This is a genomic window from Colwellia sp. 20A7, assembly GCF_009832865.1.
GTDB lineage: Bacteria > Pseudomonadota > Gammaproteobacteria > Enterobacterales > Alteromonadaceae > Colwellia.
The window spans coordinates 2,315,357-2,339,639 of sequence record NZ_CP047130.1 but is presented as its reverse complement, the minus strand read 5'-3'; the positions used below and the strand labels follow the sequence as shown (position 1 = coordinate 2,339,639).

The window sequence follows — 24,283 nt, the reverse complement described above, 5'->3', positions numbered from 1 at the left end:
CAATAATCGTAATACAAATTCACTTCCAAACAATTTCCCTCATTTAAAACCAAAGAGTATTTAGTAATGAAACTGAACTTTAATAAGCAGCAGTGCTTTGCTGTGCCTACAAAACTATACTCCTTACTTAATCACGAATTAGCTCAGGTTGAAAAGCAAGAGTTAAACGCTTATGCCCTCACCTTCAATTTTAGAGATCCAAGTTATTCAGCTGAGCGTGGCGGGTATCACCCGGTTGAAATGCGATTAGAGAAACATAACGACCAATGGGAGTTTGTCTATATAACCGATTTTTCATATCAAGGCAGCCCTTATCCTGAATTAGCTAAAGATATTGACGTGTGCTTTGAAAGTAAACGCGCTTATAGCCTATACAGTGGTTGGTCAACTGATCGGTATGCTAAGAAGTTGATCAAATTGTTTCTGACTAACTTCATTGCATATCACGATATGGATGTTTACAACGCAAGAATAGGTTTTGAGCATTAAAACTAACAACCCACACACCGTTAACGGCATAAATAACTCAAGTACCCAATTAGACAAAACGGGTACTTGGGAAGCTATGTGTATCAAGGTCTCTAGCAATTAGGTGGCTTTGAAGTACCGTAAAACGCGTCTCACAACAAAAAAGGAACAAGACTATGGCTGAAGTACAAGCAGTTAAAAACGTAGACACAATTAACCTGATAGGCCACTTACTCGAAATACGCTTTTCTAAACAGTTAAGCCATGTATGGCATTTTGGAATTAACGTTGCGCTTAGAATAAGCGACTTACTTTCCATTAAGTTCAGTGATATTCACGACGACCGATTGTTAGTCAAAGAATCAAAAACAGGGAAGCTTGCTAACATCAAGCTAAACAAAAAGGCATTAGCTATTGTAGAGAAAATTAAGCAAGAGCACCCAATGCACTTATACCTTTTTCAATCACATCGAAATCAACAGTCACTAAACAAGGCTCCTATGCCGCTTTCTAGGCGATATATTGCTAAAGCTTTTGCTGAAGTAGGCGTAGAAACGAAAATCAATCTAGGTACGCATTCCTTACGCAAAACCAGGGGCTATATGCTGTACAAGCAAAGTAACGACATAACAAAAGTAATGAAGATGCTGCGCCATAACTCGACTGGGGTAACGCTTAGATACATCGGTTTAACCCAAGAAAGTATTGATAATGATTTTATTAATCTAGAGCTATAACTTTATAGGGAGAAAGTCATTATGCTACATTTATTACCCTTTGTTGCTCCATTAGTAAACTTTATTGAAGGCGCAATTGATTCATGTCGAGACTCAGTGACACCAGCAGTAGGAAGTATTGTTTATTGTGATTTAGCCTTTGGTTATGCTGAACATAGTGGTGTTTATATTGGCAATAATCAAATAGTCCATTTAAATGGTAATGGGTTAATCGAGGCTGTTAGCCCTAAAGGCTTCATGGCCAATACTACAGCCGTTAATATTTATGTTTCATGTAAAGGTGATTATGCGACAGGTAAACGCTACATTGCTGATAGCGCCATCCAAATGCTAGGAGCAAATAGAAATTACAATGTCATCATAGATAATTGCCATCAGTTTACTGCTGGTTGTATTAATGGTGACTTTGAAAATAGCTGTTCATTTATGTGGATGTTAAAAGATGAAGCTAAAAACCACCTGAATACTAATACCTGGAGACAGTGGGATTCTGATTAACATATAAAGAAGCTTAGCGGTAATAGCTAATGCTTCTTTTTTTGTCTGTATAGTTAACCACAAATGATTTAGGTAGAACCCTGCATATTAACTAATGGATTAACGAGGATATAGTAGCGCTAGAAATAAAGATCAAGTGAAATAGAATAGAAGGAACTACGTACCTTCTGCTTTCTATACAGCAAAAAGGGCTTTATAAAATTCAATCCTTTACAGAATTAAATAGCCCTTTCAGAGTACATATAATAAGTAATTTTACTTGAACTTTTTTAAGTTTTCAAACCAATATACTTTAGCCTTACCCATCAGAATGATCAAACTTGTTTTATTACGTATGCAAGTTTATGTTCACTTAGATACGAAAAGCGGATGTTAATCTTGGCTTATCGAGCGACAAATGATCCAACGGAGCTGACATAGAGAATTTAAAACGAAACTTGAAAAGACTTTTAATTTGAGCGGGTTTAATTTTTCAGTCGTTTGCAGCGCAAAGTTTTTTGAACTTCGCGCTAGGAGCATTAATTAAAGAAACATCTGACTTTCACTTACTCATTTTGATAAAAATAGGTAATTATCTAAATTATAGACTAAAGTTAATTTTAGCTATTATGCAAAGTAATGTTTATTTTAACATTTTATTGCGAAAGTATTAACGCTGAAATACAGATAATAAAAGGCTGAAGTACACTGGATATCAATAATTAAGTGGTGCCAAATTTAACTTAATCAAGGAGATTGTTATGAACTATATTATTGCTATGATTGTGATTCTTTGCACACTACCTGTTGATGCAGAAAACCTCAGCCCTATTTCCAAATTACTCCAGGAGAGTAATGCGAACATGGAGAAGGCAATTGATCGAGCGGTAGAAAAATCACATCAAATTTCAAGTGAAAGGATGCAACGAATACTTGAACATCAAAAAAAGTTTGAACCTAAAATAGTTGGAGGGAGAGAGACAGAAGTAAATGCCTATCCATGGGCAGTATCCCTTGCTTACTCCGACAGTTCTGGCCTCTTGAGTTCATACTGTGGAGCAAGCCTAATAGCCAAAAGTTGGCTTTTGACTGCCGCGCATTGTGAAGTGTATACATCAGATGTCGTCATCATAGGAAGACATGATTTAACTACAAACACCGGAAGAATTTATAAAATAAACCGATTCGTACCACATCCATTATACAACTCAGATACAAGCGACAACGATATAGCATTAGTTGAGCTTTCAGAAAATGCAGAAAACACTTTAATTTTAAATATTTATACTCAGCTTGCTAATGTTACAGCAGGAAAGAAAGTTACGGTTATTGGTTGGGGACGACTTTCCGAGGGGGGGATTACATCAAAAACATTGCAAGAGGTCACTGTTCCTGTTGTAGCAAACAATATTTGTAAATCTGCATATTCCAACCTTACTGAAAACATGATTTGTGCAGGCGAAAAGGGTGGCGGTAAAGATTCTTGCCAAGGAGATAGCGGTGGACCGCTTTTATTTAAGGTTGGAGATGCATGGAGCCAAGTTGGTGTTGTAAGTTTTGGAACTGGATGCGCTAGGGAAAATTATTATGGCGTTTACACCCGAGTAGCTAACTATGGTAAATGGATCAATACAGTATTATCAGGGCTTTAGTCTAACTAAAAATTTCGTTCTACTACCGATGGGGAACGGGCTTTATTAATGCTACGACAATAAAAGTTATGGATCAACTAATTAAAAGGAAATGTAAAATGAAGATAATTATGTATACTTTCTTAATAGCAGTTATATCTGGATGCGCAACCAATCTTGAAACATTTAATCACGATGGTAGTGTATCAAAAGGTATACCTGTTCCAAAACCACGCCTTGTTAAGGTTATAAAAACCACTTATTTTAAAGCTATTAAGGCAGCAAAAAATCCAGAACTTTGTAATGATACAAAAATATCAGAAACTTATGATTACGTTACTTCAGATGAATATTATTATGTGAATTTTGACCCGTCCCAATTTGCCAATGGAAAGTTTGATGTTACTTTTAATGACAAGGGCTTGGCCTCAAATATAAGTATTAACTCCGAAGCAAGTACAGGTGTTGATTCAATTAATAGTATCCTAGGAACCTTATTGCCTTACTATAAAGTCCCTAAATTAGATGAATTGGCTGCTGAAAAATCAGATGATTCTTCCACATCAAATAGACTTATTAAAAATAGTAGCATTTCAGCTAAGGATCTCAAGGCAGCAAGCTGCATAGAGAAAAAAATAGAGATAAAGTTAGAACCAATATCTGTTATGTAAGTCATAACAAAGCCATAAATTTACTGTATAAAACGGTAGGTTTATGGCGTAATTTTAAGTATTACATCATTTCATAGGAATTAGGCCCTTAATTACTAGACATATTTGTTTTTTCCTTACGCCATGACTCGCAACTCTGGTAGGTTCCCTTGTATTCGCAATAGTACAAAGCGGGTTACTCGTTTTAACTGGAGATATTGCAAATGAATCAGACCCTATTCGAGCCAGTTTAGGGTATGTAGCTATTGGTGGTGTGACTGGATATAACTGGGATGTCTTTGTAAATAAATTATTGTTAAATTTATCTGTGAAGTAAATCTGCTACTTATAATGAATATATATTTAATTAATACTTTACATAGTTTAAATACCCATTGTCGGAATTCGTATTCTAAAAATAATGTTCTATAGTTAAATAACGATACATTAAGGATGATGACGATATGAAAGGATACCCACCAGTCGTACTTGTTGATACTTGGTTATTTATAGCGACTAATCAACATACTGAGCTAATTCACTCTAAATCACACGCCCTTAACGCAATCGATATTTACTTTGGCTCAATAGAACTAGCATATTTATACATTGAACAAGTAAAACGGGGTGATGTAGATTCGTTCTTATTTGATAAGATTGATTACAACCCCGAATTTACTTACTTTATGTGACGTGTATCAACTAAAGGTTTAGAGCATCACACCGACTTTTAACAATATTATTCTGGTTTTTCTGTAGGACAGTAATTTTCTCTGCTCTGCTACATTCCCACGAATCTACGGGATACATTTTATCCCAAGCGGTCATTAGCTGGCGTTGTGCTTTACTCATGTTGTATCGCTTATAAGACTCTTCCATATATAAATAAGTACGCGCTATTCTTCCTCTGGCTGCTTCAGGCGGCTCGGCCTTACGGTTTTCAATTTTCATTGCACAACTACCAAAATCACTTTTAACATCAGGTAGCATGGTGAAATTATAGTTACTCCTTAAAGCATTAACCGCACCAATAGCAGGATAAAGGTTAAACATGTCTGCTTGCATATATCGGTATTCAATATTTACTTTCTCTGCGCATTTACGACCTTTGAATGCCTTTCCTTTACTGCTAACACATTGCTCATGACCATCACGCCACTCACTGAAAGTACGCCCAAAGTTCTCTGCTGGTAATGCATGTTCCCATTCTATTTTTTTAGCGCGTTTAACATATTTATCAGTGGAAAATCCATTAGGCGTTATTACTTCTTTGTTGGCAGTAAACTCTGCATCACAATAAAGTGTTTTTCGGTGTTCGTTATACACCTTTTGCTCTAACAGTCTTTTGGCTTTGCTAAAGGACTGTATTTCTTGGTTTGCTGCTATAGCAGGGGTTGCGATTAAAATGGCAACCAATAAGCTAATAATTTTTTTCATTCGTATACCTATGAGTTAATTATTACATGAATATGCCTGTCATCTATATTGAGTGCAAGGCCTAGCTCGACTTTAGTGGTTTACGTGCTAAGTGCCCAAGGTCTCAAGCTTAACACTCAAAACCACGAATCGCATTGAAGATAAGTTTAATCAACTTTACTGAATAAATATTTATAAAATTAAGTAATGAAAGTAATACCTATTTATATTTAAGCAGAAATAACTGGCTACGAATCCCATACAGCAAATTATAAAGAGCTTGTTTTATTTTTAGTTACTTATCAAACACTCTCATGAAGCCTTTACACTGCGGACATTATTCGTTGATCTCGAAATGACGTTTAGGATTATATTTTGTATTGATAACGCCTCATTCATTGTCCGGCTTTAATAACTTATAGTTTATTTATCATTTTTTGACCATGAATCATATTCCATTGAACTAACGCCGAAACTCCCCCAACGATACTTATCTTGTGGAACACCAAATATACCTGTTTGGCTTACTACGGGATTTTCTGCTAAATACATAGCGATATCTTTGTCACTATAAAACGAATTATCTGTTCTCAACTCTTTTCGCTCTGCTATATCTTTAGCGATCGCTTTAGATTTTTTTGATTTATTTATATGAACACGAGAAATATGCTTTTTTAAGTTTTTTTCCTTAATTTCACAGTGACATCTAGGACATAAGACTAGTTGATTCAAATCACAAGGCGTTTTTATATTTTGTTCTACCATATGCTATCTACTCCTACAGTTAAAAGTTAAAGCAAAATGCACCAACGGCCACTCAAGCGGAACCTAACCAACTGTTTTTATCCTTTTAAGTGACTTATAGCCATACTACTTAGCATGGTTTCGCGCTAACTCTTCATTTTCCCATGAAATAAAGTATGAATTAGGAGGGAAACTTTCAGTATTTAAACCACCTTGAGCACCTACAAGCGCACCAACCATTTTTGAAGAGAAAACCATTTGCCATTTATTATTTAATTTTATAAATGTAATTCCGTTAGCATCTTCGTGAATTGCTCTAACTTTTGTACTCACTGGATATAACCACCAAATATATGGGATCTCACTAGTGATTAACATTTCACTTACTAACTCTCTCAACGTAATTTTTTTATTTGATTTTACTATTTCTTTTGCAATCCGCATATTGTGAGGATTTTGCCAACTTTCAAAAACCACCACGTTTGACAACATGCGTGTAGGCATTGCAGGTGTAACAACTCCATTTATCCACGGAAAGGCTGTCTTAAATTTAGAGCCTACTCGCAATTTTATATTTTTGTCATTTAAAAAAGTAGAAGCATATGACTTCCAATTAATATCCGCTTGAGTTTCCATAAACCTCCCTTGTAAGGTTACATTTTATTAAAAGATAGATAATAGCGTATTAGAAAAAGTATTGATAAATTTTGTACGCTAATCCCCCTCTACGCACAAAGTGATCATTAGTAATTTGATGATGAACGACCGCTTTGGTGGCTCAGGAGCCTGTCACGCTAATGTTAAATGCTATGACTTCTGCACGTTCAATATGCCAGTGATTGGTATTGCTTAACAGTAACTTGGAACATAAAACAGAAATTTATTTTGATTTTGCGAAAACTTGAAGATTAATACAACTGCTTGCAATTTTATACTTACTGGCTTAACCATGTATAGTAGGCTTTTAGTAAAAGTAATTTTTGGAATATATAACACATGGATGATGCAAAAGATAAACACGCTACCATTTTTAAAAAAAATGATGCCATATTAGGTAAGTTTTATGATGAATTAAAAGAAAGTGTCGATAAGGAAAACAAAGTAAAAATTAATGATTGTAAATCACCATCTTTTTACTTGCCGCCCATAAGCGAAGTTTCTTCTGTGTTTGGGTTTATTACCAACCAAAAGCAATTCATAGATATTTTTGAAGCTCAATACAAAAAACCATTGAAAATTTCTCGTACCAGTAAATATGCCTTGTTCAATAAAGGTGTTGGTTTAAGAACAACAATGAAAATAATTAAATGGCTTAAATTGCTTCCAGTACCTTTTGAAAATCTACTTCCTAAAAAGGTGATTGCTAAATCCATACGTGCTGCTCAAGCGAAGTCTAATGCGATATATTGGTTTCCTGCAATACACTCATTTAAAGAAGGTTGTAAACATTCAGGTCATGATGACTTGGATGAGTTTTCTCCACTTCTAAATTTTATTGAGCAGCGTTGCAATACAGAAGTAAATTTAATGCTGGAGTTTAAAAAAGATCTTAAAGTAGGAAAAATAAAGCTTAAAGATAATATTTCAGCAACTAAATTCCAACAATCTTTATGGGCTAACTGCCCCAATATATCACCTTCAACCATTCTAAAACTCTCTGAACTTATTGAATTTAATGAGCAACAAAAGCAATTAACTGAACAGCAAAAATTAACATTTATTGAAAGTTATTGTTCTTTAATTTTTGATTTTTATTTGGAGGCTATTACGCATTATGAAATTGGATGTCGCATGTATTATGAAACCAATAAAGAAAAAGCTGAAAATGAACTTGGTATGGTTACTAAAGCAATCAATGCTTATGCAAGGCAGGAAAATATCAAAACTTGTTTCGCTGGTCTGCTAAAAGAATTTAAGTCTGTTTTGTCTGAAACTAATGAAAATGAAGGCTATAGGAAATTAGCAAGTTGTATTGAAATTGATGAAAGTGAGCCAAGTGAGTTTGGCGAATCACTAAGGGATAAACAATATAATCAGCTTAAAGATTGGCGAAATGGTCAGAATCTACCAAGTGGAGAAAAATTAACGGTTTTTATACAAAATTTAGATAAATATGCCAATACCTCTCGTGGTTTAGTTACCTTTTTTATGTGTAAAACAGTAATAGCAATGGATAAATTAATTGATGAGTTTATAGAACAAAGCCAAAATGATAATTGTAATCAGGCAGATGCTGAAATAATCATAAAAAAAGTGTTATCGAAGGTTCCTAATTATTACCAAACAAATTTAAAGAAAGAACTTGAGAAAACAGAGCCAGCAACATGGTAGTTTTATATTATTGGCTCTATAGATTAATGAAGAGAATACATATTAGTCGTTATCTAGCTGTTCTTGCCAGTCATCAGGTCGGTCATCTTCACCACGACTTTGCCAGTAGGCATCATTTTCGGGGTTTAGTTGGTCAGCGCGATTGTCGATATCATGTTGTGACATATTTATATTACTCCATTATTTTTATTTTTTTCAGCTGCACTTAACGCTTTAGCTGCAAAGCTGCCTTTAGTGATTTTTCCGTCATTCGCCTTAGCTGTTTGACTTTGAATTCTGCGGGCTGCGTCAGTTGTCATTGGGGTTTTATTGGCACTCATAGGTACACTCCTTAAATTAAATGATTATTAACAGAAGCCTCTGCTAACGAAATGAATTATGCCTATACCATTTTCAGTTTTGGTGGGGGGGAAGTTGTTCAAAACCAATTTTTGCTGAGGAATAGTAATAAAATTAGTCACGTAACACCTTACGCGCCACTCTGTGCTGGTTGAACTTATGCGAGCTGAGCCAGGCAATGTTTCATGAAGCGACTTTTAATGTCTCAGCCTTTAATGATGCCATTACTAGCGTGGTTAATGCGAAGAGTAAAGTAAATGCTAATCTCATGATTGTTCTGAAGTTATTTACGGTACTTAGATATGAAAGTAGTCGAGTGCTACATCTTGGGTTTAGTTGTATTACCGGGTTGATTAAGTTTAGGTAGTAAATAACATTGTAACTGCGCTTAGTTTTGCTAATCGTTTATGAAATAATTTTCACCAGCCACTCGATTGATTCACCCACACTGTTCTGCTTAAGTTTATCTTTTATCCAAGCAATAACATCTTCGTCTTTAAGTGGCTTAACTTCACTAACCGTTGCACCCTGCTGGTTTTCATCACGTTGTTCTATCTTTTCTTGTACCCAGTCTTCAACCTCAGTGTCTACCCAAGCAATTGCACGTTCACCAAGCGATACTGATTTAGGGAATCGACCTTCTGCCATAAACTTGTAGATGCTACTTCTGCCAAGGCCCGTGTATTGCTTAACTTCTTTTAATCTTATTAGTGCCATTTCGAATTCCTCTGGTTTCATTCAAACCATGAGGAAGGTCAGTATTTTTTTACTACTTTGAAAATCTATACAACGGATTTATAGACCTACATCATCAATGGCATAAGTGATTTAGCTAACTTAAGGAGCCTTATTATGCATACTAAAACTACGACTAACTGGTCACAAACAGCCATGCAGATACTAGAAACCGCTGCAAATATTATTGCTGATAAATATCTACATGAAGACGTTTTCTGTAACAGCCAAGCGACTAAAGAGTATTTAAGTTACAAGCTTAATGGGCATGAGGTGTTTGCCGTGCTGCTACTAAATAATCAGCATGAGTTGATAGAATATAAGGAGCTGTTTTACGGCACTGTAGGATCATGCGCGGTTTACCCAAGGGAAGTGGTGAAAGCTGTAATTCAAGTAAACGCCGCAGCAGTGATACTAGCCCACAACCACCCTTCAGGTATATCTGAGCCATCACAAGCTGATAAAGATATCACCCAACGGCTAGTCAACGCACTGGGCCTAATTGACGTTCGAGTGTTAGACCATTTGATTATTGGTAAAACAGTCATGTCTTTCGCAGAAAGCAATTTACTACCCGTCGCGTCAACTATCATTAATTAACAAGAGAGTAATAATCATGCAACTGAACTTTGACAAAGTACAGGGCTTCACTGTGCCTGTAAAACTACATAAGTTACTTAATCGTGAACTGGCGAAGGTAGAAACACCTGAGCAAGATCTAAATGCCCTAACCTTCAACTTTAGAGACCCGAGCTATTCAGCTGAGCGTGGTGGTTACCATCCGGTCGAGTTACGTATGGAAAAACACAACGACCAATGGCAATTCATATACATGACTGACTTTTCATACTCTGGTGGTCAATACCCTGAACTCGAAAGAGAGATTGATGTGTGTTTTGAGACTAAACGCGTCTTTAGCTTATTTAGCGGTTGGCATAATCACTGCGATGGAAAGGCGTTGGTAAAGCTGTTCATCAGTAACTTTATAGATTACCAGACGACGAATGCTTACCAAACCACAATCAACTTTAGATAGTCGAATAACAATACGGCTGGCGTTACGCCAGCACTGCAATACAAAGGTACTCAACCCTGGCTACTTTAACAATTTAAACACCGATACGGCATAGAAAGCTCAACTACCCAAATTGAAGATATGGGAAGTTGCGATCCCTTATAGAATAAGGGGTTGGTTATATAAACGTGCCTGAAGTGCCCATAACGGTGTCTCACGACAAAAAAGGAAGTTCATCATGGCAACAGTAGATGCAATTAAAAACCCTGATACAATCAAACTTATAAGCCACCTATTAGAAGTGCGTTTTAGTAAGCAAATGAGCCAAGTGTTTAACATAGGTTTAAACCTTGCTTTGCGTATATCTGATCTCCTCGCAATCAGATTTATTGATATTGACGGTGATAGACTTATCATAAAAGAAGGCAAGACCGGTAAGCAAGCTAACATTAAATTAAATGTTAAAGCGCAGCTATTGATTAATCAAATCCAACTAGACCACCCTGATCATATTTATTTATTCCAATCTTACCGAAATCAGCAATCTATCAACTCAGTCGCTCGTCCTTTAACACGGCGAGCAGTTGCTAATGCATTCTCTGAAATAGGTGAAGAAGTAAAGGTAAAGCTCGATTCGCATAGTTTACGCAAGACTAGAGGATTCATGCTTTATAATAATACCAAAGATATTGCTAGAGTTATGAACATGCTACGCCATAGCTCTGTTGGTGTTACCCTTCGTTATATTGGAATTACCCAAGATGATGTTGATAAGGACTTTGTTGATCTAGAGATCTAATCATAACAGAGGGCTATCAAAGCCCTCTTTCTTTTTGTTAACTTGTTCACCTAGAACCAACTATGTTGCATATAAGAATTATCAGCTCAGTAGGTAAACCCTGAGCTTTTTTTCAGATTGAATGAAGTTAAAGAGATTCAAGATCAAGAGAAATAAAGCTTAGGTACTACGTACCTAGCTGTTCAGTACAGCAAAATGGACTTTACAAATCTTAATTCAATCAAGATAGCCCATTAGAGTACATATAATAGGTAGTTCGACAGGATTATTATTTGATCACACATAGGTTTGCTCACAAGTAACCGTATTCAGCTCTCTACTCACGTCGATAGCTAAAACACATATTATATTAATAATGGCTTTCTAGTCTGTAATGCTGGGAGCAGCAAGATAGCCTCTAATCTTTTTGATCGCCAAAGATTATTGCATTTGGCAACTCTGTATACATCATCATTGCACCAATAATCCCATATGCCAGATAAAATGATATATTGAAGAGAGAAGTGTTAACCACACCATACCAAGGTGAAATAGTTTCAGTTGAGCCAAGCTGGAAACTAACCAACTGGACTATCAGAATCAAGAGAATAGCTATTATGATCGAAATAACTATCTTTAGTACTCGAACTTTACCTTGGTCTAGTTGCCCTTTGGATCTCTTTGAGGCTATCAACACCCACCTTAGTGACATAAAGCAAAGTATTAAACCTGCCATAGGTAACTCTGGACTGATTAGCAATGCATTCAAACTGTTCCAAAACACATAAATAACAGCGTATAAGATAAAAGGAACCAGTACGAAGCTTATCTCAAAACCTGCTTTCCTTAGCATTTTATTTTTGTGTTTGTTTTCATTGTCGGGTGATCTCCACAAGGCAACATATAATGCTGGGGCAAAAATAGCTCCCCATAGGATTATAAGCCATGCTATAGGTTCTGAAAAATCTAGAAAAAAAGGTAAATCTACCATCAGTATTCCTTATTGTTATTTGTTTACTCACATGTAGATACAAGAGTATTACCAGAGCCTTGCACTTCACAAATACGCCTGTTACGTTCTATTTCCCAATCACTTACATGATCTGCTTCATTCCACTATTCAAGCATCTCACGCTTTTCCTCACTAAACTCAAAACCCCAAGTACTTGACCATATGTTGTTTCTAGGTACAGTTGAATACGAGCAATATCACCTCTAACCTGTGATGATGGTTTGACGACTTTATTGACAGCATCATATTCAAATCACATTGACCGTATACTCGTTCTTCATCAATGATTTCCGAATAAGGTAAGTTACTTCTATCAGCTACCTCACCAATAGCTGGCGTAAGATTAACTAAGTCATTATGAGCATTACGAAAGTCCCAGTTTACTTTTTGGCAACACTCACGGCCAGACTTTAACTTGTGGTTCAGGCTTAGTGACTTTAACCTGACTGTCAGTGTAAATCTTCCAGCCTGCGAATATAACAAACGCCAGCATCAATATATTTTTAATAACTATGCTTCCTTGCTTTGTCAGGCAGTGGGTGTTGCTCTTCCAATATCTTATTTTCCATCACAAAGTCTGGATTTCCCAAACTTTGCTAGACACAAAATGTTAAACAACTACTTTTAGGATGTCTTTACTACATTGACGGCAAAGCATTTCTTTTATGTTATTAACATCAATTCGTGCTGTCATAAGTTTGTCTGCTGCTTCAGAACGCCAAGCTAGATCACCGGGTTCCTGAAAAGTAACTCTTAACTCTCTAATTGCATCAAGGACAAGAAGAGCCCATGATTTGAATTCATTTAACTCCCAAAACATTACGTTATGAAGATGAGGTGCTCCTCCTTTTGTTACTTTAGTAACTGGTGATATTAGGACAGGTATAATTTCAACCGAATTAGAGCCACAAGAGTCTACATTTTCAACCATCCAATTTGGATGAGTAGCTGCTTGTCTGGCCTTTGTTGCACTAAGAGTATCAGATTCAGCATTCGCATGATCTTCAAATACAAAACAAAGATCAGCTAATTGCCACCATGGATCAGGTGAAGCGTCGTCTTCTACTTTTCTTGCCTCAAAACCTAAGTGTTCACCTAGTAACCTATGCGCTTCTTCAAATTGATTTTTCGAGTTAAGTCCATCTCTTATCTTTCGTTCTCTCTGAGACAACTTTCTATCATGCATACACCCAATCGTAGAAAGGAAATTCTCAATTCCTTCAACCTGCTTCATCAGAAGAACATCTTGAGTTTCTTTCACGTTATCTGTTTCTGAAGAGTTAGCAAATCGTTGAAGTCCTACAAGCCAAGGAATGTCCTTAGCGGCTTTTTTCGCTCTTGTGAAATGCTCTTTAGTTTTAAGTTTATAGTTACTGTAGCCATTTTTATCCGCCATATATGCAGCAGAGCCTGCGAGATATTCCCACAATGCACGATACCCTCTTAATCCATCCGTTGAAAGACTCCCAAGAATTCGTTCTGATTGACTAAGAGCCTCTTCGTAATCACATGACCAAAGAGCTGTAACATAATCGATCTCGGATGAAACACAATTTGCTAAGTTATCGATTCCAGGGAACTTTTTCTTAGTTTTGAGTGCCCTACTATCTACAATTTCACTGTTGATGTCTTCCCAGGTTTCTCCGTTATCTACAAAGATCTGATAGTTTTCTACAAAATCAGCAAAAGTACTATCTATAGACTGATCTACACCAAACTCTAATTCCGCCTGTAACTCTGGATGGAGATAATTTCGTCTTGCCGGGTCTGCCAGAAAATCAACGAGCTCATTTCCGTTAACCACTACAGCGGAGAAATCTTCAAGAGACCTCGTGCAACGGCCAATGGCTTGAATAACTCTTGTTTGTATTCTTTCATTAAATAGAATCCTTGCACCAATTCTTGACATTAGAAACTGCTCTTGGATATTTACTGTTTTGGGAAGCCCTTCAATTACTAATAGGCGACATTCATCTCCTGGAAAGTCTATACCATCATATCTGTTTGCTACTACAGCAATAGCATTATCATTAGTTACAAATCTAGACTTAGAGTTTTCGATATCCCTTGCATTGAATACTTCTAAATCAGTATGTTCCAACACATTATCTTGAATTTGGTTACTTTGAGAATCACTCGGTACTAATACTAAACTACGTTTTGATTTTTTAAATAGCTCAAGATTCAGTTTAGAACATTCATCATCTGAAAGTGTCAGAGAAGGAAACATGAAAAATCGTCTTCCAACTCCTTGTGTATCCCATCCATCTGGTGTTGGTAGTCTGTAGATATTCTTTCGACCAACTAATCGTTCTAAGTCCCCTCCTTCACCTAATGTAGCAGACATATAAATCCGTTGTTTCGCATTAGTGAATGCAGAGTGAGCCCACGTTGGTGGAAGTAAAGGCCTCAATAAGAAACTTTTTGAAGATAGGTATAAATGACAAGCTTGAAGATGGGAGCGTAGCATTGACCAACTAAACTTTAAATTATTATCGTCTGTGTATTCATCCAACACCTCTACAAGATCATCTTTGATCATATCAAATATTGGTGTTGGTAATTTATCAACCCATCCCTTGTCTGAAGGGCTATCCCATTTTCCAGTTAACCTTGAGTAACTAGTACCATCTAAATATGGTTTAACCAATGAACATAAAGCCCCATGTAAAGCTTGGTGATTATCATTAAACAGGTCGACTTCTAGTGACCAAAGCTTGGAAACATAATTCTCAGCTGCATGAGCATCATCAACGATGATAATATCAGGGTCATCGAAAAAAGGGTGCGTATTAAAAACACTACTATAAGTGGTTACTGCGACAGCCATGCCTTGTTTGTATCTAGCTATGTCACTAGGGTCATATTTTCCTTTACTACCTGTAAAGCCTAAAACAGTTAATCCATATTTTGTTTCTGCCTGTTCCACAGCTTGATTTACCAGTTGTATTGTTGGGCAAAGGTAAACGATTTTTTCGTTAAACTTTCTTCTGCGCCACTCAGCAATTAGGAGACCAACCAAAGTCTTACCACTCCCTGTTGGTAATTGCAGAGCTACGTCTGGTTTAGTTTCTGCCTCTTCTGCGTATCGCTGCATGATCGATTGCTGATGCGGGAGGACATCTGGGAATTTTCTCCTTGGAAGTTCCCTGAATAATTGATCAGGACTGACTGTTGCTGTTTGCTTTGTGCCTCTCTTTTTAAACGCCATTCTTACCTCGTTAAATCCCTATAAAAGTAATGTCATGCAATTGACAATCAATGATTCTATATCAATCACGCTCATTTTTTTTTCTATTTGAATACTATAGCCTATTTGTCTTTCTTCAAGCTATCAACTTATCAAAGCTTAGGAGATTTGACTATTAAGTGAACATAATATTTAAAGCCTTATCTGGACTGAAATTGGACAATGATCATCTAGTGAGTTACTTACCTCGCGGCTATACTTCTGGTCAAAGACAAGCTGGCGAAATGAATCATTAACATAATGCTGTTTGGCTCTAGGATCAAATACAATGTGGTAAATAAAGTCTTTGTAATACCCCCCCAATATTTGGACTCAGCCGTAGTAGTTGGAGCCCACATATCTTCTGCCCCTTCGTCATCAATCGCTTGCCACAAACCAGCGTATTCTGAATAGCCAAGTTCAATGTCACGGTTGAATCTACGATTAAAGTCACCTAGCACAATAAATGGGATGCCTTCAGTCGCTCGTGCGTCTATCCAGGCTTCCAAAGGTTGAACTTGGTTACTAAGCTTCACACAAGCTGATTTAGATTCAGATTTTGATGAACTGGTGATCTAATTATAACAGAGGGCTTTGATGGCCCTCTTTTCTTATTAATATCTTTTTTTTGTATTGTTTTACCTATTATATGAATCCTACTAAATGGGGGGTTTGGGGGGCAAAGCTAATAAACGGAGTAGTGAGGGAATGGAATGACTGAACTACGACAACTACAACTACAACTACAAAGAGTAAACATTAATGAGTAATATCATAATAACAAGACACCTTTTCATTAATCCAATATGTTGAAGGCTGTCACATAAATGTATAACCTATTGCTAATATATCTATCAAATAATGTTTGCTATGAAATAACATCAAATGGGCCACAAAAAATACCACTATGTCAAACTAATTTCTTTTAATTCGAGTTCTAACCGTCAACGCAAACATACCGGCAAGAACAGGACCTATAATTGAGTAAACAATATTGATAAAGCTGACAACTGTCTTATCTGCACTTTGAGGAATTATATCAAGCTTATCTCTCTGCAATGTCATCGTTTGTAATGAATACACTAAAGAATCGATGTTCAGATATCCCAGCAGAACATCATGCGATGCACCAAGAAAAGCAACGAACTCATCCAAGCTAACCTCTCCAACAAAAGCAATAGACACCTGCTTTAATGCTGCCCAACTGTCAACCGTCGAAATGTTAATTTGAGAAGAGATTAGAGTACTATGAATCATTGCAAGGACGATAAAACACAGGATGCAACGCATGGGACTTGTGCCATATTTACTTACCATATTATATACTGCATCCACACTGAACAGGTGTCGCTTATAAAACGGTAACTGTCTTCGTTTCGCCTCCATCTCACCAATAAAGAAGTCATTAGCACTAGCAAAATCTTTGGAAGCTTCCATTGCAAACCGAATGTTTCTATAAGTGTTTTCTAAAGCAGGTAGTTGCTCCCGTTTGTCATAGTAATTCTTAGTATTTCTGTATCTAATTTCTTCTTTGAGTCCATTCCGTTTTAATATTCGATTAAACCAAACATTACCAATAAAGGTAACATCCCTTAAGTCTGTTCCACCAAATAACGCCTTGGTCAAGTCCACCCCTTTGAAAAGAACACGACTTGGTTCGTTAAAAGTAATATTTTGCAGATGTGCTTCACCTAGAAACAAAGCGTGCTTTTCAACACCTTCTCGCTTGTGAGGAAACATTGAACGGAATGACTTGTACTTGTTAGATGATTTAGATTTAGTATCGACATAAAGCTTTTTAATTTTTACACTTGCTTGTATCATCTTCTTAATAGCTAGGGCTTTATATGTTCTGTATCGTTTCATTAGGTTCAACCAAAACAATTGTAAAACCGATTCATTACCATCACTTAAAGTAACAACTTCAATTATAGAAGATGACATTCCCATGCTAGAAGTAAGTACACTAATGGATATATTTTTATACTGAGTAAATCGTGCTTGCTTTTCGAATACTCCATGGCTTAAATTACAATTCCCCTTCAAAGCACCTGACAACAAAAAATCTCCTTTAAAATGGCAAGTGTTAGCCTGAAGCCCAATCTCAACATGTAAAGATGTCAAGTGGCAAGCTTTAGAAAAAGTAGAGCTTTGAAAGTTCAACGACTCCTTGAATTTAGAGCCAGAACAGGTGACATCACCGCTAAACTCAGAATTTGATATATTAACTAGATGTTCAAATTCACATTGCTTCAAAGTTACTTCACCAAACTCTCCATACGATGTATTAAGACTAATAGGGATGATCAGCTTTTCAAACTTGATAACTGACGGATAAACGAAGCCACGCCAGTCAGTATCACCTTTTTTGATTAGACGGTATAGCCCACGAAAGAAAGCATCATCACTTACTCTAGAAGCATTGTCTTGAGGCGTATGAAAAATACAAAACTCGCCTCCTGTTGAGATGGATAACCTTTTACAGCCACCTCCTAGAATGTGCTTGTGTTTACATAATTTTTTATTAACCTTGGATTCCTTTCTCATTCATCACCTTTCATTAACAGTCACACCAATACGCTGAACCCAATTAGTAGTAGTGAAATAATAACCATACTCGTCACCTAATACTTTACGAGCCCATTCTCCGTTTTCAACTTATTGTAATGCCACAACATCAGCGTCTAATTGTTTCGCATACCTGGCAAGCTCTTGGTAATCGCTAGGAGAACGTTTGTTGAACTTGTGTAAGCCAAGCCAAGCCAAGCAATGTTCCATGATGCTACTTTTAATGTCTCAGCTTTAACAAAAGCCGTTACAAACGTTGCTATTAGGATAAGTAAGGTGAAAGCTAATCTCATGAATCTGCTATAGTTATTTTCGATAATGCAATATTATACCTACAATAATAAATATCAAGTAGATATCAGGTCACTCTAACTAATTTACAGTACTTGGGTATGAACCACCTAATACTTACGATAGTAAATATCCAATCTACTCAACAAGAAGTCTGGTATATATTATCTTTCAAAACGCCCTTAAAGCCACTTCAGAGCTATTGTACTAGGAATATATCATCGAGATGTACCTGCTTACACAGGCATTGATTTCACTAAGTTAAGCTTCTTAAACCTTAATGTTGGTCGATGTCGTGATACAAAGCCCTCGGTGTAAACCGAGGGCTATATCATGCTTAATTGATGGACTATCGATTCAGGAGAATCTTTAACTGCAGCGTCATTTAGCGCTACAAAGAAATGGGGTGTAGCCTTGGTTAAAGCTTTTATCTTTAATCGTTGTAAAATAGCTAAACCTTTTGAATATTTCTTTAAGTTCATACTCAAATGTAAATGAATTACCCTTTACATAATTAATGTACAAAACGGGGTTTTTAGGTACGTTTACTAAATTAGCTCTGGCTATGTATTCCACCTCATTAGATAACGCTTCAGCCCAGGCCATTCGAATTCTTTCGGCCATATTACCCCCAACGTTTTCTCTATACGCTCCAATACAATTATAAACATCGAGGTTAAACATGAGTAAAACATGGTACTGTTCAGTATTAAATTTGTTTCTGTCCCGTGCTGCCACATATCTGATATTACAAGATGCGACCTGTTGGCCTGCCTCCTTTCGTTCTTGTAAATCAGTGTTAAGCAGCTCTTGTAAAAATTCAAAGAATCGCCGTATTACATAATCGTTAGACGACCTGTAATGCATAGGTAGCCTTAAATCAACCCGAACCACGCAAGTATTAGGGTATTCGTTTAAAGCCTCAAATATCGTGTTGTACGTGCCCACTAAGTACTCTTCTATGTGATATTCCTCACCTAATTGAAGTGGGATACCCATATACTGATCACCAAAGTATACGTTCAAGTTTCTTTCTAATAATTGTTTATACATGTTAACTCCTTTATATTTAATTTCATAAAGTTAACCAACTCTGTTTTTATTAACACGATCGAAGCCAATGCCTGCTAATTTAGCTTAAAGATAGTTAGCCCAGCGGCCATTCAGACTGACAGCTAGACCATTAACGTTTAATTACGACTACAACCAAAGCTATTGCCATATGCAGAGAACTCTTTTGAATAAACTTTACATAGGTAACTACCAGCTTCAAATAAATCGTCGTAAGACTGTCCACGTTTAATTATAAACTCACCGCTTCTAGAAAAGTTAACGTATGACGTTTCATTAGGTAAATAAATAGCGGAATTCCACGACCATATAATACAGTCGTATATACTCCCTGAACCCATTTCATATTGACCTACCGACTGAATAGCATTTCCGTTTGTTATTATTAATAGGTGGTAATGTGGTAAATCACTCTCTACCCTCTCACGAGCCCATACAACACGATAACTTAGTTTATGAGGTAACCTGCCAGATGAGTTTGGTATTTTACTAATAGCTGTTAATTGGTACTTTAAGGCTTCGTTAAACCGCTTGATAGCACCCTCAACAACTTCCGGTGGAGTACCTACTGGGAAATTCAAATTAATACGTATAGCAAATACTTTTGAATGTTGTTGTAATGCAAGCTCGATAGTCTGATGTAGCTTAGCTAGATATTCTTCTACCATACCACCATGAATACCTAGTACTGGCATTCCTTTGTAAGTATGGTTTGTGTAAAGCGTTAAGTTTCTATTAGTTGTTAGACGTGTCTTCATTGTTATCACTCTATGATTGTTAAGTTCATATAAGTGAAACTGGCATGTAATTAATAACTACTGATCCGTTGCTTATTGCAACTCTCAGTACAAAGTATTATTTAGTTGATATAACACTACATTGGTTTATTAGTGTTAGTAGTATGGTTATTGAAGTAGTAAATAAGAACAGTATTAAGTATGTAATACTACAACTGACCGCGATCATAGCACTAACTGTTTGATAGTATAGCTATGCGCTCTTAAGTAACTCCCCTGGAATAGCTATCATGTATTCAGCAAAACATATTCTGCTAATTCAATATGGCTAAAGGCTATTAGTTTTTGCAACATAGATTAAGAGATCGTTACGTTTACCAAACTTATCAATATTAGGGAGAATGTTGTAAGCTGCAGAAGTATCATGGAGATCGCTATCATAGTTCAGCATATTAACAATATCTTTAGCAATATATACAACAATGTCATATACGAATTTAAATAATAATTCTCTTTGTTCTGTAGATGGAAAGTCTTTTTCATTACCTTTAATTAGCTTCATGGGTAAAGTTTCTTTCTCTATCTGCTCCTTCAATGTATCGAAGTATTTAGGGGCGATACTTAATAACTCTTCCCAATGATAAGTCAATAATGAAGAAACATATTGATCTAAGCTTTGCTGAAAGTATTCAATAACCTCTCGCATTTCAATTATATTGAAAAATTCAAAAAATAATTCAAATTTATTAAACAGGTTATTACCTTTGGTTAAATCTTCAAGTATTTTATATTGTAATTTACCCATCTCAGGAGAGTTTTTTTTGATAAAGGTTCCAGCTAACTGATAAATAGAAGAGGCTGTTATGCTGTTAATATTCTCATGAGAAGGAACAATAATTACTTTGCTTGGATTTTCATCAATGGCATAACTATCATGATGTAAGCTCATTTGATAAACAGACTTTGCTGTTCCTATTAAAAACTTTCCAGTGACCCCTGGAATATAGGATATTATATATTTGCTAGAAACTAAGGTTTTTAGCTGGGATTTTACACTGTCTTTACTCAAACCTGTCAATGAAGATAAATCAGATATTCCGAGATCACGTACGACACCACCTTTATCCGACCAACTAAGCATGACCGCTAGTAATAACCTTTGAGGTATTTTCAATGGATGAGCGTCTTTATCCTTTAATAATCCATCAATAATTTTTTTATGGGTATCTGTTGATTCATTACTGAGCTCTGATAAATATTTTATTAGCTTAGGTGTATCGTTATATCTATTAATTGGTCGCCCAGCACCATTTGGTCTTACGACTTTATTTAGGTACTTATAATGGACTAAATCATGTAGTCCATTCGAAACTGTACGAGGTGACATACCAAACAGTTTTGATAACTCAGCAGTCTTCTTATCTATGATAATATTTTTTCCAAAATTCTGTATAATTTTCAAAAGTAGATACTTAGTATTTGTATGAAAATTATCTTTAGAGTTCCTTAAGTATTTTAGATACATATTGAGGTAGGTTCTTAGGGTAAGATGTATATTTATAACATAAATACCCCCTGGTATAAATGTAAATATTATAATGACATTATTAAAATATCATCGATAATATTTATTATAATAACACTGCAACATCACATCTAATGTCACACTAATGTCACTCCTAATATCACGCTAATGTCACGCTAATGTCACTCCTAATATCACGCTAATGTCACCCTAATGTCACTTCTAATATCGCTAGTAACAATTAAATTAATAGTGTAATGTAATATAAAATATAAGGAGTCTTATTGTGGTAAAAGTGTTCAGTAGAAGCGATTGGTTAGAAAAGTTTTCCGAGGAACAATGTGGGGAAGTTTTAACCTATTTAGTTGATAAAGGAATTCGAATTATTGAAACACATGAATGTTCTCGGCATGATAACCTGAAGGGAACCTTGGTCAATACCCTTGAACGTTTAGGGTACTTGAATAGCCCAAATGAGGAATTAGGGTTCTTTCAAGCGAAGGATTTCATAAATATAATGAAAGGTACGTTTAGACAAAAAAAACATATTAAGAAAGTTATTAAAAGTGGAAAATCTAAACACATCTATACAATCTACAATAGCTCATCAAATCATCTGACAAAATTAGCCGATCAAAAGAACTTAGGGATCAGCGAAACTATTGAGTTACTGATTGAACGAGGATATAACTATGAGAAAGAGGCTAATGCTAAACTCTTAGTAGAGAAAAAAGCTGCTAAAGAGCTCAAAGCAGATCAAACAAAAGCAACAGTGGTCCCCAAAGTTAATATAGAATACGCTCTACCTAATTCCTTTGTAAGCAGGGCTGAGCACGAAAAGGTTAAATCTGAACTAGAGCAAACACAAAAACTATTAAAGGAGCTGGAAAAAAAAGCCCTAGGCCATTTGCATACCTTGTGTGACTTTATCGCAAGGGATGAAAGTAGCGAGAATTCTAATAGACCCTTATCAAAACAGGAAAAGGCTATAGCTAAAGAAAAGTATAAAGAAAAAAGTAAGGCATTGTTAGAACTAGTTAATCCTACACTAACTAACTGAGCTAAATTAATTCCTGTATATCTGATGCCCATCTTGTTCACCTAGCTAAACCTGTAGATAGATGAATCTAACTCAGCTAAAGTAGTACCATTGAAAACTTTTTTAATACTAGGTTATGCTTTGATCGTGTAACCTGTTATGACTTTAACTTTATGTAACACCGGAAGTAACACTACCACCTACACCAAAGCATACTCCTTGTTTTTTATATTTCATACTCAATAGTTCGAATCTTGCTACTCCGACCAAATTAAGAAAATAAAATCAGCCACTTAATAATAGTTTAAATAACTGTTGAAGTGGCTTTTTTGTGTCTGGCTAATACCATACTCAATAGCAATTCAGAATTGGCTAACAATACACTTTAATGTAAACATTATATTTATTGGTCACCGTTATTTTCAATTGTTTTTGAACCTTGTGCATTTAACTCATAAACAGCTTGACCATTAATCAACTTAGTTATGAGACCTCCGCCTATCAGCGAAAATATAATTAAAAACATAGGGCTTTTTTCTACGATTGTTATTGTTCCATCAGGATTTTGTTTTGTCTTTTTACCTATGGTTAATAATTCATGAATTATTACTAAAGGGTAAAGTACACCTAACCCTATCTTCGCACAAATTGCAGAGGTTAATTCGACTCGCCCTACCTTACTATTATGAAATATAGCAGTGGCTATAGTTAAATATAAAAAATATGCAGGAACAACAATACATGACAGGTACCATACCCCATTTACAATAGCCGTATCAAAAAGTTCACTACCTATCACCATCGAAACAACAATTAAAAACCCTACATATACCGCAATTAAAGAAATAGGTACTAAGAATGATGATAAAACATCTTTCGTATCATCAAATATCACAATCTTATTTTTGATCCTTTTCACTATCCCTATTCCCATAAAAATAAAAAAAGCCAAAATAAATATGCTAATTAATCGCCCGAATATCCAGCCTAGGCCGGTTACATCTTTAAATATTTTAGCGCTAATAAAAAACAAAATAATGCTAACAACTATTAACAGTGCACTTCTTTGCGGCTTATCTAATTTATTCAACTCAGTAATTGCAATTTGCTTAGCTTTATCACTTTTTTTAGAAACTACCGCTTTCGATGTTTTAAGTTTTTCTTCTGCAATTTGTCTGTTAGTACTTGGTGCTTTTGTGATCGGCTCTGTCACCTTAAGGGGGGCAGTTTTCGGCTCAGTTATATTACTTACAGTAACTATTTTATTTTCGGTAACTTTAATACCTTTATCAAGTTGACTAGGTGTTATAGCCACTTTTTTTAGTTTAGCAGCCTTTGGTGTAACCGCCGCCGGTGGAGGAATAACTACAACACCTTTACAGCGAGTACATTTACTTTTACCACCTTTAGCAGGTATTTTAGCATTCGGTATATTGTAAACTTTATCGCAACCTGAACAGGTAACCTTTGTATGTGTCATTTCTTAATAA

25 protein-coding genes and 1 pseudogene are annotated in these 24,283 nt (G+C 35.8%); 11 read left to right on the top strand and 15 right to left on the bottom strand.

Translation table 11 applies throughout. The features are described from left to right. Positions 1-66 precede the first annotated feature (66 nt). The 6 genes from GQS55_RS10180 (at position 67) to GQS55_RS10155 (ending at position 4,655) form a co-directional block, all read left to right on the top strand. Positions 67-489, top strand: a complete 423-nt coding sequence (locus GQS55_RS10180) for a DUF2787 domain-containing protein (RefSeq protein WP_159820294.1) — start codon at positions 67-69, stop codon at positions 487-489. A 155-nt stretch (positions 490-644) separates the two neighbouring features. Next, positions 645-1,205, top strand: coding sequence for a tyrosine-type recombinase/integrase (locus GQS55_RS10175; protein WP_159820292.1), 561 nt, complete (start codon positions 645-647; stop codon positions 1,203-1,205). 21 nt (positions 1,206-1,226) lie between these two features. Next, positions 1,227-1,703, top strand: coding sequence for a lecithin retinol acyltransferase family protein (locus GQS55_RS10170; protein WP_159820290.1), 477 nt, complete (start codon positions 1,227-1,229; stop codon positions 1,701-1,703). A 740-nt stretch (positions 1,704-2,443) separates the two neighbouring features. Next, complete coding sequence (locus tag GQS55_RS10165) at positions 2,444-3,334, top strand: serine protease (protein WP_159820288.1); 891 nt, start codon at positions 2,444-2,446, stop codon at positions 3,332-3,334. Positions 3,335-3,432: 98 nt separating this feature from the next. Beyond that, positions 3,433-3,984, top strand: a complete 552-nt coding sequence (locus GQS55_RS10160; protein WP_159820286.1) for a hypothetical protein — start codon at positions 3,433-3,435, stop codon at positions 3,982-3,984. Positions 3,985-4,427: 443 nt separating this feature from the next. Then, positions 4,428-4,655: a hypothetical protein gene (locus GQS55_RS10155; protein ID WP_159820284.1), complete on the top strand. Its 228-nt coding sequence runs from the start codon at positions 4,428-4,430 to the stop codon at positions 4,653-4,655. Between the two features lie 10 nt (positions 4,656-4,665). On the opposite strand, the gene GQS55_RS10150 is transcribed toward GQS55_RS10155, so the two are convergent. The 3 genes from GQS55_RS10150 to GQS55_RS10140 form a co-directional block, all read right to left on the bottom strand. Continuing rightward, positions 4,666-5,400: an endonuclease gene (locus tag GQS55_RS10150; RefSeq protein ID WP_159820282.1), complete on the bottom strand. Its 735-nt coding sequence runs from the start codon at positions 5,398-5,400 to the stop codon at positions 4,666-4,668. Between the two features lie 402 nt (positions 5,401-5,802). Then, positions 5,803-6,144, bottom strand: a complete 342-nt coding sequence (locus GQS55_RS10145) for a hypothetical protein (protein ID WP_159820280.1) — start codon at positions 6,142-6,144, stop codon at positions 5,803-5,805. Between the two features lie 105 nt (positions 6,145-6,249). Continuing rightward, positions 6,250-6,759 (bottom strand): hypothetical protein, encoded by a 510-nt coding sequence (locus GQS55_RS10140; RefSeq protein WP_159820278.1) that lies wholly within the window; start codon positions 6,757-6,759, stop codon positions 6,250-6,252. Between the two features lie 360 nt (positions 6,760-7,119). Between GQS55_RS10140 and GQS55_RS10135 the strand changes: the two genes are divergently transcribed. Then, positions 7,120-8,454 carry a hypothetical protein gene (locus tag GQS55_RS10135; RefSeq protein ID WP_159820276.1) on the top strand — a complete coding sequence of 445 codons (1,335 nt, stop codon included), beginning with the start codon at positions 7,120-7,122 and terminating at the stop codon, positions 8,452-8,454. Positions 8,455-8,496: 42 nt separating this feature from the next. Here the strand turns inward: GQS55_RS10135 and GQS55_RS20175 are convergent, their stop codons facing one another. The 3 genes from GQS55_RS20175 to GQS55_RS20305 all read right to left on the bottom strand — a co-directional run bounded on the left by GQS55_RS20175 (position 8,497) and on the right by GQS55_RS20305 (position 9,510). Next, positions 8,497-8,619, bottom strand: coding sequence for a hypothetical protein (locus tag GQS55_RS20175; RefSeq protein ID WP_268892393.1), 123 nt, complete (start codon positions 8,617-8,619; stop codon positions 8,497-8,499). Between the two features lie 2 nt (positions 8,620-8,621). Then, complete coding sequence (locus GQS55_RS19860; protein WP_201294497.1) at positions 8,622-8,774, bottom strand: hypothetical protein; 153 nt, start codon at positions 8,772-8,774, stop codon at positions 8,622-8,624. A gap of 424 nt (positions 8,775-9,198) precedes the next feature. Continuing rightward, positions 9,199-9,510: a helix-turn-helix transcriptional regulator gene (locus GQS55_RS20305; RefSeq protein ID WP_159820274.1), complete on the bottom strand. Its 312-nt coding sequence runs from the start codon at positions 9,508-9,510 to the stop codon at positions 9,199-9,201. A 135-nt stretch (positions 9,511-9,645) separates the two neighbouring features. Between GQS55_RS20305 and radC the strand changes: the two genes are divergently transcribed. From radC to GQS55_RS10115, 3 genes are all read left to right on the top strand, one after another. Next, a complete protein-coding gene (gene radC, locus GQS55_RS10125; protein WP_159820272.1) occupies positions 9,646-10,128 on the top strand; it encodes a RadC family protein in 483 nt (160 codons plus the stop codon). A gap of 16 nt (positions 10,129-10,144) precedes the next feature. Next, positions 10,145-10,564, top strand: coding sequence for a DUF2787 domain-containing protein (locus tag GQS55_RS10120; protein WP_159820270.1), 420 nt, complete (start codon positions 10,145-10,147; stop codon positions 10,562-10,564). Between the two features lie 217 nt (positions 10,565-10,781). After that, positions 10,782-11,342: a tyrosine-type recombinase/integrase gene (locus GQS55_RS10115; RefSeq protein WP_159820268.1), complete on the top strand. Its 561-nt coding sequence runs from the start codon at positions 10,782-10,784 to the stop codon at positions 11,340-11,342. Between the two features lie 397 nt (positions 11,343-11,739). Here GQS55_RS10115 and GQS55_RS10110 read toward each other — a convergent pair whose 3' ends face one another. The 8 genes and pseudogenes from GQS55_RS10110 to GQS55_RS10075 all read right to left on the bottom strand — a co-directional run bounded on the left by GQS55_RS10110 (position 11,740) and on the right by GQS55_RS10075 (position 21,691). Continuing rightward, entirely contained in the window at positions 11,740-12,312 is a 573-nt protein-coding gene (locus GQS55_RS10110) for a hypothetical protein (RefSeq protein ID WP_159820266.1), read from the bottom strand. Between the two features lie 103 nt (positions 12,313-12,415). After that, a pseudogene (locus GQS55_RS20300) lies at positions 12,416-12,556 on the bottom strand (hypothetical protein); the annotation flags it as partial. 387 nt (positions 12,557-12,943) lie between these two features. Continuing rightward, positions 12,944-15,544: a DEAD/DEAH box helicase gene (locus tag GQS55_RS10100; protein ID WP_159820264.1), complete on the bottom strand. Its 2,601-nt coding sequence runs from the start codon at positions 15,542-15,544 to the stop codon at positions 12,944-12,946. Between the two features lie 221 nt (positions 15,545-15,765). After that, on the bottom strand, positions 15,766-16,098 hold the full coding sequence (locus GQS55_RS10095; RefSeq protein ID WP_159820262.1) for a hypothetical protein: 333 nt from the start codon (positions 16,096-16,098) through the stop codon (positions 15,766-15,768). 379 nt (positions 16,099-16,477) lie between these two features. Then, positions 16,478-18,109, bottom strand: a complete 1,632-nt coding sequence (locus GQS55_RS10090; protein ID WP_159820260.1) for a pentapeptide repeat-containing protein — start codon at positions 18,107-18,109, stop codon at positions 16,478-16,480. Between the two features lie 693 nt (positions 18,110-18,802). Further along, the gene (locus tag GQS55_RS10085; protein ID WP_159820258.1) at positions 18,803-19,474 is read right to left on the bottom strand and encodes an inovirus Gp2 family protein; all 672 of its coding nucleotides are present in this window, start codon (positions 19,472-19,474) and stop codon (positions 18,803-18,805) included. Between the two features lie 137 nt (positions 19,475-19,611). Next, entirely contained in the window at positions 19,612-20,250 is a 639-nt protein-coding gene (locus GQS55_RS10080; RefSeq protein WP_159820256.1) for a YagK/YfjJ domain-containing protein, read from the bottom strand. Between the two features lie 307 nt (positions 20,251-20,557). Beyond that, positions 20,558-21,691, bottom strand: a complete 1,134-nt coding sequence (locus GQS55_RS10075; RefSeq protein WP_159820254.1) for a hypothetical protein — start codon at positions 21,689-21,691, stop codon at positions 20,558-20,560. 349 nt (positions 21,692-22,040) lie between these two features. Between GQS55_RS10075 and GQS55_RS10070 the strand changes: the two genes are divergently transcribed. Further along, positions 22,041-22,814 carry a hypothetical protein gene (locus GQS55_RS10070; RefSeq protein ID WP_159820252.1) on the top strand — a complete coding sequence of 258 codons (774 nt, stop codon included), beginning with the start codon at positions 22,041-22,043 and terminating at the stop codon, positions 22,812-22,814. A 382-nt stretch (positions 22,815-23,196) separates the two neighbouring features. On the opposite strand, the gene GQS55_RS10065 is transcribed toward GQS55_RS10070, so the two are convergent. Then, a complete protein-coding gene (locus GQS55_RS10065; RefSeq protein WP_159820250.1) occupies positions 23,197-24,273 on the bottom strand; it encodes a zinc-ribbon domain-containing protein in 1,077 nt (358 codons plus the stop codon). Positions 24,274-24,283 lie beyond the last annotated feature (10 nt).

Bases quoted from the DNA above. Each gene is read 5' to 3' on its own strand.
- GQS55_RS10140 (WP_159820278.1), bottom strand. From the start codon at position 6,759: ATGGAAACTCAAGCGGATATTAATTGGAAGTCATATGCTTCTACTTTT.
- GQS55_RS10160 (WP_159820286.1), top strand. From the start codon at position 3,433: ATGAAGATAATTATGTATACTTTCTTAATAGCAGTTATATCTGGATGC.
- GQS55_RS10120 (WP_159820270.1), top strand. From the start codon at position 10,145: ATGCAACTGAACTTTGACAAAGTACAGGGCTTCACTGTGCCTGTAAAA.
- GQS55_RS20175 (WP_268892393.1), bottom strand. From the start codon at position 8,619: ATGTCACAACATGATATCGACAATCGCGCTGACCAACTAAACCCCGAA.
- GQS55_RS10175 (WP_159820292.1), top strand. From the start codon at position 645: ATGGCTGAAGTACAAGCAGTTAAAAACGTAGACACAATTAACCTGATA.
- GQS55_RS19860 (WP_201294497.1), bottom strand. From the start codon at position 8,774: ATGAGTGCCAATAAAACCCCAATGACAACTGACGCAGCCCGCAGAATT.
- GQS55_RS10115 (WP_159820268.1), top strand. From the start codon at position 10,782: ATGGCAACAGTAGATGCAATTAAAAACCCTGATACAATCAAACTTATA.
- GQS55_RS10135 (WP_159820276.1), top strand. From the start codon at position 7,120: ATGGATGATGCAAAAGATAAACACGCTACCATTTTTAAAAAAAATGAT.
- GQS55_RS10150 (WP_159820282.1), bottom strand. From the start codon at position 5,400: ATGAAAAAAATTATTAGCTTATTGGTTGCCATTTTAATCGCAACCCCT.
- GQS55_RS10110 (WP_159820266.1), bottom strand. From the start codon at position 12,312: ATGGTAGATTTACCTTTTTTTCTAGATTTTTCAGAACCTATAGCATGG.
- GQS55_RS10145 (WP_159820280.1), bottom strand. From the start codon at position 6,144: ATGGTAGAACAAAATATAAAAACGCCTTGTGATTTGAATCAACTAGTC.
- GQS55_RS10155 (WP_159820284.1), top strand. From the start codon at position 4,428: ATGAAAGGATACCCACCAGTCGTACTTGTTGATACTTGGTTATTTATA.
- GQS55_RS10090 (WP_159820260.1), bottom strand. From the start codon at position 18,109: ATGAGAAAGGAATCCAAGGTTAATAAAAAATTATGTAAACACAAGCAC.
- GQS55_RS10065 (WP_159820250.1), bottom strand. From the start codon at position 24,273: ATGACACATACAAAGGTTACCTGTTCAGGTTGCGATAAAGTTTACAAT.
- GQS55_RS10080 (WP_159820256.1), bottom strand. From the start codon at position 20,250: ATGAAGACACGTCTAACAACTAATAGAAACTTAACGCTTTACACAAAC.
- GQS55_RS10170 (WP_159820290.1), top strand. From the start codon at position 1,227: ATGCTACATTTATTACCCTTTGTTGCTCCATTAGTAAACTTTATTGAA.
- GQS55_RS10165 (WP_159820288.1), top strand. From the start codon at position 2,444: ATGAACTATATTATTGCTATGATTGTGATTCTTTGCACACTACCTGTT.
- radC (WP_159820272.1), top strand. From the start codon at position 9,646: ATGCATACTAAAACTACGACTAACTGGTCACAAACAGCCATGCAGATA.
- GQS55_RS10180 (WP_159820294.1), top strand. From the start codon at position 67: ATGAAACTGAACTTTAATAAGCAGCAGTGCTTTGCTGTGCCTACAAAA.
- GQS55_RS10085 (WP_159820258.1), bottom strand. From the start codon at position 19,474: ATGTATAAACAATTATTAGAAAGAAACTTGAACGTATACTTTGGTGAT.
- GQS55_RS10100 (WP_159820264.1), bottom strand. From the start codon at position 15,544: ATGGCGTTTAAAAAGAGAGGCACAAAGCAAACAGCAACAGTCAGTCCT.
- GQS55_RS20305 (WP_159820274.1), bottom strand. From the start codon at position 9,510: ATGGCACTAATAAGATTAAAAGAAGTTAAGCAATACACGGGCCTTGGC.